The sequence below is a fragment of the Halpernia sp. genome, from assembly GCF_048269545.1.
Classification (GTDB): Bacteria; Bacteroidota; Bacteroidia; order Flavobacteriales; family Weeksellaceae; genus Halpernia.
In genome coordinates this window covers 257,128-274,231 of the sequence record NZ_JBLXIJ010000001.1, presented here as the reverse complement: position 1 = coordinate 274,231, position 17,104 = coordinate 257,128, and the positions used below count along the sequence as shown (strand labels likewise).

Genomic DNA, 17,104 nt, shown 5'->3' with positions numbered 1-17,104 from the left:
TAATGAAAATTTTAATCAGTGTTTTCAATAATCTTTATACCGATCAACGTGTAGAAAAAGTTTGTAGAACGCTTTTGGAAGCGGATTATGAAATAGATTTAATTGGGAATAATTGGGAAGGATTACCAGAAATGGAGCGTCCCTATTCTTTTTCAAGAATTAAATTAAAATCAAAAACGCTTCGCTTCGCTTATATTGAATTTCAATGGAAACTTTATAAAAAACTTTTGGGAAAAGCGACTTCAGAAACCATACTTATAGCAAATGATTTGGATTCTTTATGGCCGAACTTATTAGTTTCAAAAAAATTAAAAATCCCTGTCATTTATGATAGTCACGAGATTTTTACAGAAATGCCATCTTTAAAAGGAAGGTTTGTAAAAAAAGTTTGGAAGTTTTTAGAAAAAAGATTGATGCCGAAAGTGAAATATATGATGACGGAAAGTGAAAGTTACGCAGAATGGTTTCAAAAGGAATATTTAATTAAACCAATCGTTGTTAGAAATATTCCCAGAAGAATTACAGAAGAAATTTCTTTTCCGGAAAACAAACCAAAAATTATTTTATATCAAGGCGCACTCAATCAATCTCGAGGAATTCCGCAAGCAATTGAGTCAATGAATTATTTAGAAAATATAGTATTTAAAATAATTGGTGACGGCCCAAAGCGCAATGAATTGGAAAACCTTGTCAAAGAAAAAAAACTTGAAAACAGAGTTCAATTTTTAGGAAAAATGCTTCCAAATGATATGCGAGAAATCACAAAAACAGCGGATGTAGGTTTAAGTTTAGAAGAAAATAATGGCGTAAGTTATTTGTATTCTTTACCTAATAAAGTTTCTGATTACATTCAAGCAAAAGTTCCTTTAGTAATGATTAATTTTCCTGAAATGATGCGTATTAAAAGACAGTTTAATATTGGAGAAGTTGTTGAAAATCACAATCCCCAAATTATTGCAGAAAAAATAAAAAAAGTCATAGAAAATGGCAGAAATTTTTACCTTGAAGAATTAGAAAAAGCAGGTAAAGTTTTATGTTGGGAAGAAGAAGAAAATAAAATAATTAAACTATTTAAAAAAGTTGAAGCAGAAAATTTCTGACTTGAAATTTCATAACTTTGCAGTATGACCATTAAAGAGAAACAAAACGAAATAGTAGAAGAATTTTCTTTTTTAGAAGATTGGGAGCAAAAATACGAGTATATTATAGATTTGGGTAAAGAACTAAAACCATTGTCTGAAGAGAAAAAGACAACAAGTAATCTCATAAAAGGATGTCAATCGCAAGTTTGGATTAATGCACGTTATGAAGATAATAAAATTTTTTTTGAAGCCGATTCTGATGGTATTTTGCCCAAAGGAATTGTTTCGCTTTTGGTAAATATTTACAGTGGACATTCTGTAGAAGACATAATTAATTCGGATTTTGAATTTATTTCTCAGATTGGTTTGCAAGAATTTCTTTCACCTTCCAGAGCCAATGGTTTGATGGCGATGACGAAGCAAATAAAATTCTATGCTGTTGCTTATCAACTTAAAAAATGACAAGAATTTTAGCATATCGTTTTTCAGCATTTGGAGACATTGCAATGACAGTTCCTGTTTTTAGGGAAATTTTGGAACAAAATCCAAATTTGGAGATTATTATAGTTACTCGTAAAAATTTTGAGCCATTATTTTCAGAACTTCCGCAGGTAATATTCAAAGGTGTAAACCTAGAAGATTATAAAGGAATTATTGGTATACGGCGTCTTTCTAAAGAACTTTTAAAAGAATTTACTTTCGATTATATTGCTGATTTACATGACGTTATTCGGTCAAAAATTTTAAATAATTTTTTTGCCAATCGAAATTTTAAAATTTTTAAAATACATAAAGGCAAAGAAGAAAAAGAAATCCTTACTGATATTTGGAATTTAAATAAAAAGCAATTAAAATCCACCTTTGAACGATACGCAGATGTTTTTAGAGAAATGGGATTTTCTATTACTCTATCTAATAAATACCGTACGAAATCAAATGAAAAATTTGGAATTGGTTTTGCACCATTTGCGCAACATAAAGGTAAAATGTTACCATTAGAAAAGTCTTTTGAAATTGCTAGAATTTTAGCGCAAAATCATAAAATTTATTTATTTGGTGGAGGTTTACAGGAAAAAAGGATATTACAAAACTGGGAAACTGAAATCCCAAATACAAAAAATATAGCAGGAACTTTTACCCTAAAAGAAGAATTAGAAATTATTGCTAAATTAAAAGTGATGATTTCTATGGACTCAGCAAATATGCATTTGGCAAGTCTAGTTGGAACAAGGTGTATTTCTTTTTGGGGTTCTACACATCCGTTTGCAGGATTCTTAGGATATGGACAATCTTGTGAAGATGTGGTACAAGTGAAAGATTTATCTTGTAGACCATGTTCTACTTTTGGTGATAAAGAATGTTTCCGTGGTGATTATGCTTGTCTTCATGAATTTAATATTCAACAAGTAATTGATAAAATTTAAATTTAATTGATTTGTCAAATAATTACAAAAAAAAATCTCACATTTCTGCAAGATTTTTTTAAAAATTGTGGGCCCTGAGGGATTCGAACCCCCGACCCTCTCGGTGTAAACGAGATGCTCTGAACCAACTGAGCTAAGAGCCCCACTATTTCCGTTTTTGGTTTGGCAAAGATAGAATAAAAATCTATTTCTGCAAATTTTTTTCTAAAAATTCTCCCACAACAAAGTTACTCCCACCAATATAGAGAATTTCATCTTTTTTAATATTCTGTAAAGCAAATGAATACGCTTCCGATAAATTTTGAAAAAGTCTATAATCTATTTTATTTTTTTTCAAATCTTTCTCATATTCTTCTGGATTTCTTCCTCTTTCCACGTTAGGTTTTATAAAATAGCAAACTGAATTTTCCGGAATAAGATTAAAAATATGGCTTAAATCTTTGTCTTGTACAAAGCCTAAAATTAAATGTAGTTTCTTATTTAATGATTTTAACTGATTAAAAACCAAACTTAATCCTGCAAAATTGTGTGCAGTATCTAAAATTGTTTTTGGATATTCTGAAAAAATTGTCCATCGGCCCAAAAACCCTGTATTTTTTTGAACATTGAGTAAGCCGTTTTTTAAAGCTATTTCAGGAATTTCTATATTTTTTTTTCTCAGTTCATTAATAATTCCCAATACAACTTTTATGTTTTTTTGTTGATAATTTCCCGTTAAATCCGATTTGTAATTATTATTAAGTTTCGTGGCATCAATAAAATCCGCGTTTTTCTCCGCTGCTTTTTTCGTTAAAATTTTTAGAACTTCATTGTTTTCTGAACCAGAAATAATTGGAATATTTTCTTTAATTATTCCGGCTTTTTCAAATGCAATTTCTGAAATTGTATTTCCCAAAAGATTTTGATGGTCTAAATCTACATTTGTAATCGCCGTAAGAATTGGTCTAATAATATTTGTAGAATCTAATCTTCCGCCTAAACCCACTTCAATTATTGCAAAATCTACTTTCTTTTCTTTAAAATATTGAAATGCCATTATTGTGGTAAATTCAAAAAAAGATGGTAAAATATCTTGTGGCAAATTTTTTAATTTTTGGATGAAATTGTAAACAAACTCTATGTCGCAATTTTCTCCTTTAATCTTAATTCTTTCTCTAAAATCTACTAAATGTGGTGAAGTGTAAAGTCCAGTTTTATAACCACTTTCCTGTAAAATAGAAGCTGTCATATTGCTTGTAGAACCTTTTCCATTGGTTCCGCCGATGTGAATCAGTTTTAAATTTTCTTGCGGATTTCCAAAAAAGTCACAAAGTTTTTTTATGTTTTCTAAACCCGGTTTATATGCATTTTGTCCTACAAGTTGATAATTTGGTATTCGTGAAAACAGCCATTTTATATCTTTTTGATATTGATTTTCGTTCAGCATTTAAAATAATTCTTTAAAACTTTACAAAGATATTCAATAACTATATGAAATTTCTTTTAATAAAAAAGTTTACTTAAAAATTAAAAACGTAATTAGCCCTGATCGCAGTAGAAATCCTTTTTATGAGCAACAGCGCATAAAAAGATTGTAACGAAGAGCAGGTTCCCGGCTCCTTATTTTCTGAAGTATCCACTCTGAATTTCATTTAAAAATCATTATTTTTGCAGTCAATTCTATATTATGGCAAAGCAAGAAGATGTCTTCAAAAAAGTAGTTTCGCATGCGAAAGAGTACGGTTTTATATTTCCTTCGAGTGAAATTTATGACGGACTTTCGGCGATTTACGATTACGGGCAAAACGGCGCGGAACTGAAAAACAACATCAAGCAATATTGGTGGAAAGCAATGGTGCAGATGAATGAGAACATTGTAGGCATCGATTCTGCGATTTTTATGCATCCCACAATTTGGAAAGCGTCTGGTCATGTGGATGCTTTTAATGACCCTTTGATTGATAATAAAGATTCTAAAAAACGCTTCCGGGCAGATGTTTTATTGGAAGATTATTGCGCAAAATTGGAAGATAAAGCGCAAAAAGAAATTGAAAAAGCGGCTAAAAGATTCGGCGAAAGTTTTAATGAAGATGAATTTGTGACGACAAATGGTCGCGTTTTAGAATACAGACAAAAGCAGAAAACGATTCTTGAAAGAATGGCTAAGTCTTTAACGGACAATAATTTAGCCGATGTAAAAGCCTTAATTGAAGAATTAGAAATCACCGATCCGGACACTGGTTCTAAAAACTGGACAGAAGTTCGGCAGTTTAATTTAATGTTTGGGACGAAATTGGGCGCGGCTTCAGAATCTGCAACCGATTTATATTTACGTCCGGAAACGGCGCAGGGCATTTTTGTGAATTATCTGAATGTTCAGAAAACGTCGCGTCATAAATTGCCTTTTGGAATTGCACAAATTGGGAAAGCCTTTCGTAATGAGATTGTTGCGAGACAATTTATTTTCAGAATGCGTGAGTTTGAACAGATGGAAATGCAGTATTTTGTGCCACCTGGAACGGAACTTACATTTTACGAAGAATGGAAACAAAAGCGCTTGAATTGGCATTTGGCATTGGGTTTAGGTAAAGAAAATTATAAATTCCACGACCACGATAAACTGGCGCATTACGCAAATGCAGCCGCAGATATTGAGTTTAAATTTCCATTTGGTTTTAAAGAATTGGAAGGAATTCACTCAAGAACTGATTTTGATCTTTCCGCACACGAAAAATATAGTGGAAAAAAATTGCAGTATTTTGACAACGAAAGAAACGAAAGTTATGTGCCTTATGTGGTAGAAACTTCCGTTGGATTGGACCGTTTATTTTTGGCAATTTTCTCAAATTCTTTGAAAGATGAGGTTTTAGAAGATGGTTCTGAAAGAACAGTTCTTTCGCTTCCGCCGGCTTTGGCACCGGTAAAAGCCGCGATTTTACCTTTAATGAAAAAAGACGGTTTAGGCGAATTCGCAGAGAAAATTTTTGATGATTTGAAATTTGATTTTAATTTGAATTACGAAGAAAAAGACAGCATCGGAAAACGGTACAGAAGAAATGATGCGCTTGGAACGCCTTTCTGTATTACAATTGATCATGATTCTTTAATTGATAATACGGTTACAATTCGTGATCGGGATACAATGAAGCAGGAACGCGCTGCGGTTTCAGATTTGCGTAGAATTATTGACGAAAAAGTTAATTTTAGAACGCTTTTGAGTCAAATCTAGGCTCACGGATTCCACAGATTCTCACAGATATTTAATAAAATCCTGAACTTTGTTCGGGATTTTTTTGATTTATTTTCTCGCAGATTTTCCAGATTGAGCAGATCTTTTATATTTTTCTGTATAAAATCTGCCTTATCTGCAAAATCTGCGAGAAACATATTTTATGATTTTCTAAATTATCGTGATAGGATTTTTATCATAATGAATATAGAATCTTCCCAGAAAATATTCCGTAAATTTGAACTATTCTAAATAATACTTTTTAATCTATTCAAATGTTAGATTTACAATATATCAGAAGTCAATTTCCTATTCTTAGTCAACAAGTTAATGGTAAACCGCTTGTCTATTTAGACAACGCGGCAACTTCCCAAAAACCAATTTCTGTTCTTAATGCATGGGAAAAATATTATACAGAAGTCAACGCAAATGTTCACCGAGGAATCCATACTTTGAGCCAATTGGCAACAACTGAAATGGAATTGTCCCGACAAAAGATTCAGAAATTTATAAACGCTAAAAATGATTATGAAATCATTTTCACGAGAGGAACAACTGAAGGAATTAATTTAATTGCCTACGCTTTAGGAAATTCTAATTATGTTAAAAAAGACGACGAAATTATAATTTCTTACCTCGAACACCATTCTAATATCGTTCCGTGGCAAATGCTCTGTGAGAGAACGGGCGCAAAATTACGCGTGATACCGATGGATGAAAATGGCGTTTTGCAAATTGATATTTTAGATGAATGGCTTTCCAAAAAGACGAAAATTGTTTCATTTAATCAGGTTTCAAATGCTTTGGGCGTGATTAATCCGCTTGAAGAAATTATTAAAAAAGTCAGAATAAATTCTTCAGCTTACATCGTGATTGACGGCGCGCAATCAGTTCCGCATTTTGAAATCGACGTCCAAAAAATGGATTGTGATTTTTTCGTTTTTTCCGGACACAAAATGTACGCGCCGATGGGAACGGGGATTTTGTACGGAAAAGAGGAAATTTTAGAGAAATTACAGCCTTTTCACGGTGGCGGCGAGATGATCGCAACCTGCAATTTTGAGAAAACCACTTACGCCGGTTTGCCTTTTAAATTTGAAGCTGGAACGCCGAATGTCGGTGGAAATATTGCTTTAGGCGCAGCAGTGGATTTTATGAATGGAATCGGAATTCCAAATATTCAAAAGCACGAAAATGAACTTTTAGAATACGGACAGAAAAAATTACTGGAGATTGAAGGTTTAAAAATCTATGGTGAAAAGACCAAAAGAACGAGCGTTATTTCTTTTAATTTAGAAGGAATTGGCATTGCGTCCGATGTCGGAATGATTTTAGACAAGCTCGGAATTGCTGTGAGAACCGGCCATCATTGCACGCAACCAATCATGGAATTTTTTAATATTGCGGGAACCGTTCGTGCGAGTTTTGCGGTTTACAATACTTTTGATGAGATTGATGTTTTAGTGGAAGGCGTGAGAAAAGCGCAGAAAATGCTTTCATAGTTTTTTTTGTAATTGTTCTTTTGCCTTGATGCAAAAGAACCAAAAAATCAAGACTGGAAACTCACCTAAAAATTTATTTTTTTATCCTAAATTTTCCGAACTCGGGTGGAAAGTCAAGTTATTTTATTTGTAGTTAATTTTTTGCCACCACTCAAACACAGGAAAATTTTTAACGGATAAAAATTAAATTTTCTTAACGGCTCCGTTTCCGAGGTCATTGAAAGTATGTTTTGATTAAAAAGAAAATTTGCTAAATATGTGAGAGAATTTTTTTCGAGAATTATTCCTTCCAATCCACCACCGCTCTAATAAACGCTTCTGCATTTTCCAGCGGAATATTTGGTAAAATACCGTGTCCGAGATTGGCGATGTATTTATCTTTTCCAAAACGGTTGATCATTTCTGTCACCATTTTTTTAATCGTTTCCGGCGGCGACAATAATCTTGAAGGATCAAAATTCCCCTGTAAAGTGATATTTCCACCGGTTAATTTCCTTGCATTTTCTGGCGTAATTGTCCAATCAACGCCCAAAGCAGAGGCTTTAGACAAAGTCATTTCTTCCAATGCAAACCAACATCCTTTACCAAAAACCACAACTGAAGAAACTTCTGCAAGCGCTTCTACAATTTGATTAATATAATGCCAAGAAAATTCTTGATAATCTTGCGGCGACAACATTCCGCCCCAAGAATCAAAAACCTGAACGGCAGAAACGCCTTTTTCAACTTTTCTTTTGAGATAAGCAATCGTCGTATCTGTAATTTTTTGTAATAATAAATGCGCCGCTTCTGGATTTTGAAAACAGAATGCTTTGGCTTTATCAAAGGTTTTGGAACCTTGTCCTTCCACGCAATAACACAAAATGGTCCATGGACTTCCCGCAAAACCAATTAACGGAATGTCGTTATTTAATTTAATTAAAGTCAATTCAATCGCATCAAAAACATAACCTAAAGTTTCATTAACATTGGGAACTTCAATATTTTCAATTTGTTCTAAAGTTCTTATTGGATTTTCTAACCATGGACCAACTCCGTCGCGCATCTCAAAATCAATTCCCATCGCTTGCGGAACTACCAAAATATCAGAAAATAAAATTGCGGCGTCTAAAGGATATCTGCGAATTGGCATCATCGTAATTTCAGAAGCTAATTCTGGAGTTTGGCAACGTGTAAAAAAATCATAATTATTTCTCAAAGCACGAAATTCTGGTAAAAATCTTCCGGCTTGTCGCATCATCCAAACGGGAGGTCTTTCAACGGTTTCACCTTTTAGTGCACGAATATAAAGATCGTTTTTTATCATATTTTATTAAGCAAAGTCTGCTTCAAATTTATTGTTTATCAATTCTAGCAAAGATTTTAAGTTTTGGTCTTTGCTCGTGATAATGTTTTGGTTGGTAAAGTTTTTAATTTCTTCTGAAGTAGTGTCACCAATTGAAAAAAGCATACAATTTTCTAAAGAATTATATTTTGCAAAACTACGAACTCCACTTGGACTAAAAAAAACTAAAGCATCATATTTTTCGGATATTTGTGGATACAAAAGTTCAGTATCATAGCAAACTAACTTTTTGTAATTAATATTTTGAAGCGGCAGTTTTTTATCTAAAATATCCAAAGCCAAATTACCACAAAAATGTATGAATTGCTCTTTTCCAGCTTTTTCAATTATGAATTCGCATAGTTCTTTTGCGTTCTTGCACGTTTTAAAAACACCGAAACCGAACTCTCTTATCTTTAATCTTGTTTTTGTTCCTACGCAGTAAATTTTATTATAGGGTTTAATCGCAAAATTTTCTTTTGGTAAAAAATGGTTTTGAAAAAATGCTTCTACTCCATTAACGCTGGTAAAAATAATAGAATTGCTGTGTAAAGGAAAAGGTCGAAACGTTCTAATTTTAAATTTTAGCACCTCTGTGAATGATGGCTGAATATTTTTCTGCAATCTTTCAGTTATTAACTGTTCGTCTATTTTTTTTGTAAACAGAACTGTCATTTCTTTTTCTTTTATTCCAGTAAATTTTTTACTTTTTCTATTAATTGATCTATTTCAAATGGTTTGGCTAAAAATGCATCTACTCCCACTTTTTCACTTTCTGAAAATGCATCTGGATGCGCAGACATTAACATAATTTTAATTTTTTTTGTTTCAGGATTGTTCTTTAAATCTTTTGCTAAAGTTCTTCCATCTACACCGCTCATAAGCATATCTGTAATTATCAATTGCGGTTTTACTTTTTTAATTATTTTTTTTGCATCTAACGGATTGCTACATGAAGTTGCCTGTAAAGATTCAGATAACAAAATATTAAGCAATAATTCACAGATGTCTTTATTGTCGTCAATAATTAGGATGCTCATTTTTAAATTTGCTTTAAAGGTAATGAAAAATAAAACTTTGAACCTTTGTGTTTTTCGCTTTCAACCCAAATATCTCCAGAATGTCGGTTAAGAATATCTTTTACTATAAATAACCCAATCCCAAAACCAGGAAAAGTTTCTTCATCTTCACCAGAAACTCTATAAAATCTTTCAAAAATTTTCTGTAATTCTTTTTGATCCATGCCAATTCCGTAATCTTCTACAGAAACTACAGCTTGGTTTTCTTCTAAATTTAGCTCTACATTAACTATTTTGGCGTTTGGCGAATATTTTATGGCGTTTGTTAATAAATTATTTAATACTTGGGTAATTCTTTCTTTATCGGCAATTACTTCCACATCTTTGTCGGCGCTAAGAGTAAATTTTATTTCGTGGCTATCTTCAGACGCTTTTATATCTTCAATGGTTTCTGTTACTAATTTTAGAAGAGAGAATGATTTTTTAACCAATGGCAGAATCCCATTTTCCATTCTTGAAATATCGAGTAAGTCACCAATCAAGTTATTAAGTTTATTTACTTGGTTTTCAATGGTGTTTAGTGAGATGTTTAGAAATTGGTCATCAGAATTTCCACGCATTTTTTTTAACAATTGAATATATCCTTTAATGGTTGTAACCGGCGTTTTTAATTCGTGGTTTGCCATTTTTATAAAATCATTTTTTTGATATTCTTGTTTTTTGATATCATGAATATCTGTGCTTGTACCAATCCACACTTTTACATCGCCATTTTCGTCAAAGTCAGGAACAGCGCGGCTTAACATCCATCTATAATCACCATTTTTATCGCGGAAACGATGTTCAAAAGTGAAAATAGTTTTATTTTTTACGCTTGTAGTCCATAATTCAATATTTTTTTCTCGGTCTTCGGGATGTACTATTTCTAACCAACCATTATTATGTAAAAAATCTAAATAAGTTTTTCCGCTGTAATCAAAAACAGATTTATTGAAATAATACAATTTGCCATCTTTATCTCCAAGCCAAATAAACTGAGCCATTGCGTCTGCTAAAAAACGAAATTGAGAATCTCGGTCTTTAATTTCTTGTTGATAGCTTTGTTTTTCAGAAATATCTTGTAATACACCAACAATTCGTTCGGGTTTACCATCTCTTTTAAAAAAAACTCTCCCTCTACTATTTATCCATTTTATATTTCCATGAATGTCAATAATTCTACCAACATAATCGTAAATTCCATTTTTAGTTGAATCCAAAAGCGCTTGTTCTACTGAAGCACTATCGGTGGAAATTAAATGGCTTTTCATTTCTTCATAAGTCATGATACGGTTCTTTTCATAACCAAAAACTAAAGGAAGAGAGTTGCTATGTTCAATTTTATTACTCTCGAAATCCAGTTCCCAAATTCCAATTTCATTAATTTCTGTAGCCAATCTTAGTCTCTCATCACTTTTCGCAAGTTGGTTTCTTAGATTTTTTACATTTGTATTCTCAATTGCGATACAAGTAAAATACTCTAATTCATCATTTTTTCCGTGAACCGGATAGTAAAGAAAATCAAATGTACCTTGATAAATCGCACCATTTTTTTCTACTGTTAGTGGAATTTCTTGTGTGTGAAATGCTATGTCACTATTTAAAACTTCTGTAAGTAAAGCAGGCAGGTTTTTTTTAATTTGTGGCAGAACTTCTGATAACCTTTTTCCTAAAATATTTTCTTTTCTTAATGAAAGAGTGTTCAGCCAAATTTTATTGGCATTTATTATTTTGAAATCTGATCCTAAAAGACAAATACCAAAAGGGGAATTTTCCAAAAGTATTTTGCATTCTTCGGAAATAATAGAAGGCTCTAGATTCATAAATTTTTTAATAATTAATTTTAAAATTATTTCTGTTTCTCAGACCAGTTTTTCATTTTTCTATCTAAAACATCTAAAGGCAAACAACCTTGGCTTAGAACTTCATCGTGAAAACTTGCAAGATTAAACTTTTTGCCTAAAGATTTTTCATATTTTGTGCGCAATTCTCTAATTTTTAAAGCCCCAATTTTATAACTTAATGCTTGTCCTGGAAACGCCATATATCTTTCTACTTCTGCAGTTGCTCCTGCTTCATCATAAGATACATTATCTAAAAAATATTTTATGGCTTCTTCACGCGACATTTTTCCCGTGTGAATTCCAGTATCAATTACTAATCTCACGGCACGCAACATTTGATCACTCAAATATCCTAATTTTTGATAAGGATTGGTATAAAGTCCGAATTCTGGTCCTAAAGTTTCACAATAATGCGCCCATCCTTCTCCATAAGCTCCAAGCCAACCAAAACGCATAAATTTAGGAAGTGTTGTGTTTTCTTGTTGCAAAGAAATTTGGTAATGATGGCCGGGAATTGCTTCGTGTAAAAACAAAGATTCCATTCCAGAAGTCACGTTAAATTTCGTAGGATCGGGGATTGGAATGTAAAAAATTCCTGGTCTTTTTCCGTCGGGAGTTCCTTGCATATATTCTGCGCTTGCGGAAGCTTCTCGAAATTTCTCAGTTTGCCGAATTTCAAAAGGCGTTTTTGGAGTTACATTGAACATGGTTTTTAAACCTGGAGTAATTTTAGATAAAATCCCATTGAAAGCGTCGATAATTTCTTTACTCGTTTTATAAGGCATCGCTTTTTTATCATTTTTTTCAAAATTTAAAAACTGCTCTAAAGTGCCTTTAAAACCAACCTGGGTTTTCACTTTTTCCATTTCTGCGCGTAACATTGCAACTTGTTCTAATCCTAATTTATTAATTTCTTCTGGCGTTTTTTGTGTTGTAGTCCAGCTTTTTACGTAATAATCATAAATTGTGCTTCCATTCGGCAAGGAATTATATCCGTCTGTATTTCTTGCTTTTGGTAAATATTCTTTTTCTAAAAAATTAGCCATTTTTATATAAGAAGGAATTATTTTAGATTTTATAGCTTCTTGAAAAAGTTTTGCGTATTTGTTTTTTTCTACAGGTGAAAAATTATTTGGTAATTGAGTGATTGGGCCATAAAAAATATTCTTATGCATATCAGTTGAAATAATTTCCTCACCTCGCATTTGTGGAATCATTTTTAAAACTAATTTTTTAGGCAAAACAAAACCAACTTTTTCTCCTTGTCGGAAGTTACTTTGAGCAGAATCCATCCAAACCGCAAAAAGATCCATTCTTTTCAACCAATTATCGTAATCTTTTTGAGTTTTAAAAGGTTGATTTCCTTTGCCGCTTCCTAAAAGTGGAAATTGTAAAGGCAAGCCATCAAATTGTGTGAATGGAATTAATTCTGGTTTATACGCAAAACTTTCAATTTTATCTTTAATTTCATAATCTAAAACGTCAAATACAATTTTTTTATCGTCTGGTAAATTTTCATAATCTACATTTTTCAGCTCATTTTGATATTGATTGTAAAGATTAATTTCTTTAGAAATCTGCTCTTTAGAAATATTTATAGGAAGCAAATCATTATATCTATTGTCACCTTGCGCAGTGGCTTCAAGAGGATGTAATTTTAAATAATCTTCATAATAATGCGCCGCAATTGTATCTATTGAGACGGTTTTCAATTCTGGTTTTGATGAGTTTTCTTTTTTGCAATACATTAAAGTTGAGAAAATTATTGCGAAAGAAATCAGTTTTAAAAAAAATTTATACATTGAATTGGTGTTTAAACAAAAGTAATCATTTTTATAATTTATTTATATCATTTTTAAATTATCAAAAAAAACAAAAATAGGCTTGGTTTTCAATCTATTTTTTATCTTTGCGATATTACTTTTTAATTAATTATCTACAATTTTGAAAACGATCAAAGGGATTTTAAAAATTTATCACCCAGAAGAAACCCTTAAATACCACCTGAAAAGCACTTATTGTAAAGCTGTATATCTTAATAGTGAAAATTTCTTAGAAGTTGAAATAATTTCTGATGATGATTTAGACCACGTTGAAGATGATTCTTTGCAATATCAATTTCCACAAATAGCATTAAATATTTTTGATTTTCCTATAGAAACGAATATGCTTCTTGGAAATACTTTTCTTGTTGATGATGAAAATAATACGGAAGTAAATCTTTATGATGATGAAGATGCCTATATTTCTGAAAATACTTTAACTTTTGAAAATGATTCAGAAGGTAATCTCACACTTTTTTGGAAAGGAATGATTACAGATTTTTATACAGGAACGGACGATTTAATTCCATTTAAACTAAAATGTAATTTCAAAGCGGATGAAATCGAAATAGACGATTAAACATCACACAGTTTTCGCTCATATTTTAGAAGGGATTTATAATAATTCGCGGCTATAAGCGTTTCAATATTAATTTTAAATACATCAATGCTTCAATCACAAACTCTCAATTCTACAAAACCAGTTGTAGAAAAACATATCTTTTCTCTTTGGGATATTTTATTTAGCGGCGGTTTAGTCGGAAATATTATAATGGCATCAATTTTTATTTTAGGAATTGTGGCACTTTATATTTTCTTAGAACGCTATTTTTTCATTAAAAGAGCCGCAAAAGAAACACCAAATTTTTTAGAAAACATCAAAGATTTTGTGGAAGGTGGAAGAATTGAAGCGGCGATTGATTATTGTAAAGGAACGGATTCGCCAGAAGCAAGAATGATAGAAAAAGGTTTAACCAGAATAGGAAGACCGATATCTGATATTTCTAATGCAATGCAAAATCAAGGACAATTAGAAGTTTCAAAATTGGAGAAAAATCTAAATATTTTAGCTTCTGCTTCTGGAGCTGCACCTATGCTTGGTTTTCTTGGAACTGTAATCGGAATGATTATGGCTTTTTTTGAAATCTCAAATGTAACTGGAGCGGTAAGTCCAAAATTATTAGCTTCTGGGATTTATACAGCAATGGCAACAACTGCAGTTGGTTTATTCATCGGGATTCCTGCTTATTTTTTCTATAATATTTTAGTAACAAAAGTAGATAGATTGGTTTTGAAAATTCAAACCCATGTAAATGATTTTTTGGATACTTTAAATAAACCTTTGTAAATGGAACTAAAGCGAAAAAATAGAATTAACGCTGAGTTTAGTATGGCTTCAATGACGGATATTATTTTTCTGTTGTTGATATTTTTTATGATTACTTCTTCCGCAATTAGCCAAAGTGCGATTGATGTAAAACTCCCAAAAGCTGATGCAACAAACACTTCGACGCAAGATCCAACTACGGTTACGATTACAGAAGCAGGACAATATTTTATTAATGATAAAGAAATTGATAAAGAAAATTTAGAAAATTATTTAATTAATACTTTAAAAACAGAAAGTACGCCTACTTTTACGATTAGAGCAGACCAAAATACAAAACATAAAGATGTGGTTTTTGTAATGGAAATAGCCGAAAAACACAAATACAATCTTGCTATTGCAACGACACAAGAGTAAATGAATTATGCAATAGAACATAAAAGAGACGAAAGGAAAGATCAGGCAAAAAGCGCGGTGATTACTTTTCTTACGTTTCTATTGCTTTTTTTACTTATTTACTTTTATAAAATTATTAAAGAATCGCCACTTCCACAAGAGCAAGTTACAACGATGCTTATTAATTTTGGTGACAATCAAAATGGCACTAATTTGGAAGAGCCAGCAAATCAGGAAGGTTCGGTTGCACCTTCAGAAACTGAAGTTTTGCCGCAATCAGAAATTTCTAAACCACAACCTGTAACAGAAAAAATAATTACAGGCAAAAATGTAAAAGTTTCTGCACCAAAAGTGGAGAAAGCAGAAAAAACTTTAAAAGAGATTTCTAAAACCGCAAAAAAAACAAAGGTCTCTAAAACTACAACCTCTAAAACTTCCGCAACAAAATCTACAAAATCCATAGCAAAAGCTTCAGGAGATGGACGCGGAAACACAGCCATTGGAAATTTAATTAAAGGAAGAGGAAATAAATCAGGTTCGCAAGGAACAAATGGAAGCACTGGAAATGCAGGAGATCCGCTTGGAGGCGATGGAAATGGTGATAGTAAAATTGGAATTGATAGAAAATTAATTGGATTTATTCCCGGTACAATGGGAAGAGGAGGAAATCAACCTTCGCAAAAATGCACTGCAAACGGAACAATTCAAATATCTTATACAGTTGATAAAGCAGGAAATGTAGTTTCTGCGCGAAGAAGCAGCGGAATTTCTGATCCCTGTGTGGTTTCAACTTCCGTAAATTGGGTTAAAAAATATGTAAAAGCGGAAAAAGCAAATACCTCTTCAACTGGAACTTATAAGATTACTTTTTAAGCTAAAAAATTAGCAATTGTATAAATAATCAATCCAACCAAACCACCTACTAAAGTTCCATTTACTCGGATAAATTGTAAATCTTTTCCCACTTCTAATTCTAATTTTTCGCTCAATTCTCGTCCTTGCCAATTTCCTACGGTAGAACTTATGAGTTCACCAAATTGATGGCTATTTTTTAAAATGTATTTGTACGAAGTAAATTGAACCCAAGAATTTATTTTTGTTTGAAACGCTTCATCATTTAATAGATTTTCAGAAAATGTATTGATGTTTTTTATAAGATAATTTTTTAAAGTAGATTCGTCTGAAGTCAATTCATTTGTCAAACTTTTTTTAATAGAAAACCAAATATCTTCAGAATATTTATTCAATTTTTCTTCATTTAAAAAGCTCGATTTCAATGTTTTAAACTCTTCATTCCATCGTGAGTTTACTTGTAAGTCTTTGGAGAAATCTAATAATTTGGAGGTAATTTCTTTGCGCAGTTCATGGTTTTCATCCTGCTCAACTTCTTCAAAATAACTGGCTAAACCAGACGTAATTTTTGCTGCAATTTTATCATCCACAAATTTTGGGATTAAAGAAAAACTCTCTTTTTTCACCCTTTCTTTCACCAAATCTTTGTTAACTAAAATGTATTCTTTTATTTGTTTTGAAAGGTAATCTATCAACTTCTGATGTTCATTTTTCTCTAAAAGATATTCTAAACCATTACCAATTAAAAGATTAATTTTAAAATCTTCGGACATTTCTTTGGCTTTTGCACTAATGAAATTTACCACCGATTTATCTTCCAAATTTTTAATAATATTTAAAAGAATTTCTGAAACTTGTTCCACCAAAACGGTTTGATTCTTTTCCTTTGAAAGCCAATCTCCCACAAAACTTGAAATTTTGATTTTTTTAATGTAAGGTTTAATGTTTTCAGGAGAAAGAAAATTTTCTACCACAAATTGCCCCAAATTATCACCAATTCTATTTTTACTATTTTCTATCAAATTAGTGTGTGGGATTTTTATTCCCAAAGGATAATTAAAAAGTGCAGTTACAGCAAACCAATCCGCCAAAGCTCCGACCATTGCAGCCTCAGAAAATGCACGAATGTATCCAATCCAATGAGAAGAATGGTGTTTTTGCAAAAGCAACATACTCACAAAAATGAGAAGCATCAAAATAAAAAGCCCCGTTGCAAATGCTTTATATAAAAACAACTGTCTTTTTTTAGTTTCTTCTTTCATTT

The 17,104-nt window shown here is 31.8% G+C and carries 16 protein-coding genes and 1 tRNA gene; 9 read left to right on the top strand and 8 right to left on the bottom strand.

Annotated elements, in window-relative coordinates; all coding sequences use genetic code 11:
• Positions 1 to 2 precede the first annotated feature (2 nt).
• Genes ACN0WB_RS01195 through ACN0WB_RS01185 form a run of 3 tightly spaced genes read left to right on the top strand, consistent with a single transcriptional unit; the run spans position 3 to position 2,506 of the window.
• The gene (locus tag ACN0WB_RS01195) at positions 3 to 1,100 is read left to right on the top strand and encodes a glycosyltransferase (protein WP_417428017.1); all 1,098 of its coding nucleotides are present in this window, start codon (positions 3 to 5) and stop codon (positions 1,098 to 1,100) included.
• Positions 1,101 to 1,124: 24 nt separating this feature from the next.
• On the top strand, positions 1,125 to 1,544 hold the full coding sequence (locus ACN0WB_RS01190; protein WP_417428015.1) for a SufE family protein: 420 nt from the start codon (positions 1,125 to 1,127) through the stop codon (positions 1,542 to 1,544).
• Entirely contained in the window at positions 1,541 to 2,506 is a 966-nt protein-coding gene (locus ACN0WB_RS01185) for a glycosyltransferase family 9 protein (RefSeq protein WP_417428013.1), read from the top strand. The genes ACN0WB_RS01190 and ACN0WB_RS01185 overlap by 4 nt, the downstream gene beginning before the upstream one ends.
• A gap of 68 nt (positions 2,507 to 2,574) precedes the next feature.
• Here ACN0WB_RS01185 and ACN0WB_RS01180 read toward each other — a convergent pair.
• Both ACN0WB_RS01180 and ACN0WB_RS01175 read right to left on the bottom strand, forming a co-directional pair.
• Positions 2,575 to 2,649, bottom strand: a tRNA-Val gene (locus tag ACN0WB_RS01180).
• A gap of 41 nt (positions 2,650 to 2,690) precedes the next feature.
• On the bottom strand, positions 2,691 to 3,932 hold the full coding sequence (locus ACN0WB_RS01175) for a bifunctional folylpolyglutamate synthase/dihydrofolate synthase (RefSeq protein WP_417428011.1): 1,242 nt from the start codon (positions 3,930 to 3,932) through the stop codon (positions 2,691 to 2,693).
• 240 nt (positions 3,933 to 4,172) lie between these two features.
• On the opposite strand from ACN0WB_RS01175, the gene ACN0WB_RS01170 reads away from it, so the two are divergent.
• Both ACN0WB_RS01170 and ACN0WB_RS01165 read left to right on the top strand, forming a co-directional pair.
• The gene (locus ACN0WB_RS01170; RefSeq protein WP_417428009.1) at positions 4,173 to 5,714 is read left to right on the top strand and encodes a glycine--tRNA ligase; all 1,542 of its coding nucleotides are present in this window, start codon (positions 4,173 to 4,175) and stop codon (positions 5,712 to 5,714) included.
• A gap of 275 nt (positions 5,715 to 5,989) precedes the next feature.
• Positions 5,990 to 7,216 (top strand): cysteine desulfurase, encoded by a 1,227-nt coding sequence (locus ACN0WB_RS01165; RefSeq protein WP_417428007.1) that lies wholly within the window; start codon positions 5,990 to 5,992, stop codon positions 7,214 to 7,216.
• A 280-nt stretch (positions 7,217 to 7,496) separates the two neighbouring features.
• Here the strand turns inward: ACN0WB_RS01165 and hemE are convergent, their stop codons facing one another.
• The 5 genes from hemE to ACN0WB_RS01140 are packed head-to-tail and all read right to left on the bottom strand — an operon-like array spanning position 7,497 to position 13,244.
• Positions 7,497 to 8,522: a uroporphyrinogen decarboxylase gene (gene hemE, locus ACN0WB_RS01160; protein WP_417428005.1), complete on the bottom strand. Its 1,026-nt coding sequence runs from the start codon at positions 8,520 to 8,522 to the stop codon at positions 7,497 to 7,499.
• A gap of 6 nt (positions 8,523 to 8,528) precedes the next feature.
• Positions 8,529 to 9,215 (bottom strand): uroporphyrinogen-III synthase, encoded by a 687-nt coding sequence (locus ACN0WB_RS01155; RefSeq protein WP_417428004.1) that lies wholly within the window; start codon positions 9,213 to 9,215, stop codon positions 8,529 to 8,531.
• Positions 9,216 to 9,226: 11 nt separating this feature from the next.
• Positions 9,227 to 9,580, bottom strand: coding sequence for a response regulator (locus ACN0WB_RS01150; RefSeq protein WP_417428002.1), 354 nt, complete (start codon positions 9,578 to 9,580; stop codon positions 9,227 to 9,229).
• A gap of 2 nt (positions 9,581 to 9,582) precedes the next feature.
• The gene (locus ACN0WB_RS01145) at positions 9,583 to 11,421 is read right to left on the bottom strand and encodes an ATP-binding protein (RefSeq protein ID WP_417428000.1); all 1,839 of its coding nucleotides are present in this window, start codon (positions 11,419 to 11,421) and stop codon (positions 9,583 to 9,585) included.
• Between the two features lie 26 nt (positions 11,422 to 11,447).
• The gene (locus ACN0WB_RS01140) at positions 11,448 to 13,244 is read right to left on the bottom strand and encodes a DUF885 domain-containing protein (RefSeq protein ID WP_417427998.1); all 1,797 of its coding nucleotides are present in this window, start codon (positions 13,242 to 13,244) and stop codon (positions 11,448 to 11,450) included.
• 151 nt (positions 13,245 to 13,395) lie between these two features.
• On the opposite strand from ACN0WB_RS01140, the gene ACN0WB_RS01135 reads away from it, so the two are divergent.
• The 4 genes from ACN0WB_RS01135 (at position 13,396) to ACN0WB_RS01120 (ending at position 15,861) form a co-directional block, all read left to right on the top strand.
• Positions 13,396 to 13,845: a hypothetical protein gene (locus ACN0WB_RS01135; RefSeq protein ID WP_417428743.1), complete on the top strand. Its 450-nt coding sequence runs from the start codon at positions 13,396 to 13,398 to the stop codon at positions 13,843 to 13,845.
• A gap of 87 nt (positions 13,846 to 13,932) precedes the next feature.
• Positions 13,933 to 14,613 carry a MotA/TolQ/ExbB proton channel family protein gene (locus ACN0WB_RS01130; RefSeq protein ID WP_417427996.1) on the top strand — a complete coding sequence of 227 codons (681 nt, stop codon included), beginning with the start codon at positions 13,933 to 13,935 and terminating at the stop codon, positions 14,611 to 14,613.
• The gene (locus ACN0WB_RS01125) at positions 14,614 to 15,009 is read left to right on the top strand and encodes an ExbD/TolR family protein (protein ID WP_417427994.1); all 396 of its coding nucleotides are present in this window, start codon (positions 14,614 to 14,616) and stop codon (positions 15,007 to 15,009) included.
• A complete protein-coding gene (locus ACN0WB_RS01120; RefSeq protein ID WP_417427992.1) occupies positions 15,010 to 15,861 on the top strand; it encodes a ferric siderophore ABC transporter substrate-binding protein in 852 nt (283 codons plus the stop codon).
• Here ACN0WB_RS01120 and ACN0WB_RS01115 read toward each other — a convergent pair.
• Positions 15,858 to 17,102: a DUF445 domain-containing protein gene (locus ACN0WB_RS01115; RefSeq protein ID WP_417427991.1), complete on the bottom strand. Its 1,245-nt coding sequence runs from the start codon at positions 17,100 to 17,102 to the stop codon at positions 15,858 to 15,860. The genes ACN0WB_RS01120 and ACN0WB_RS01115 overlap by 4 nt on opposite strands.
• Between the last annotated feature and the right edge of the window lie 2 nt (positions 17,103 to 17,104).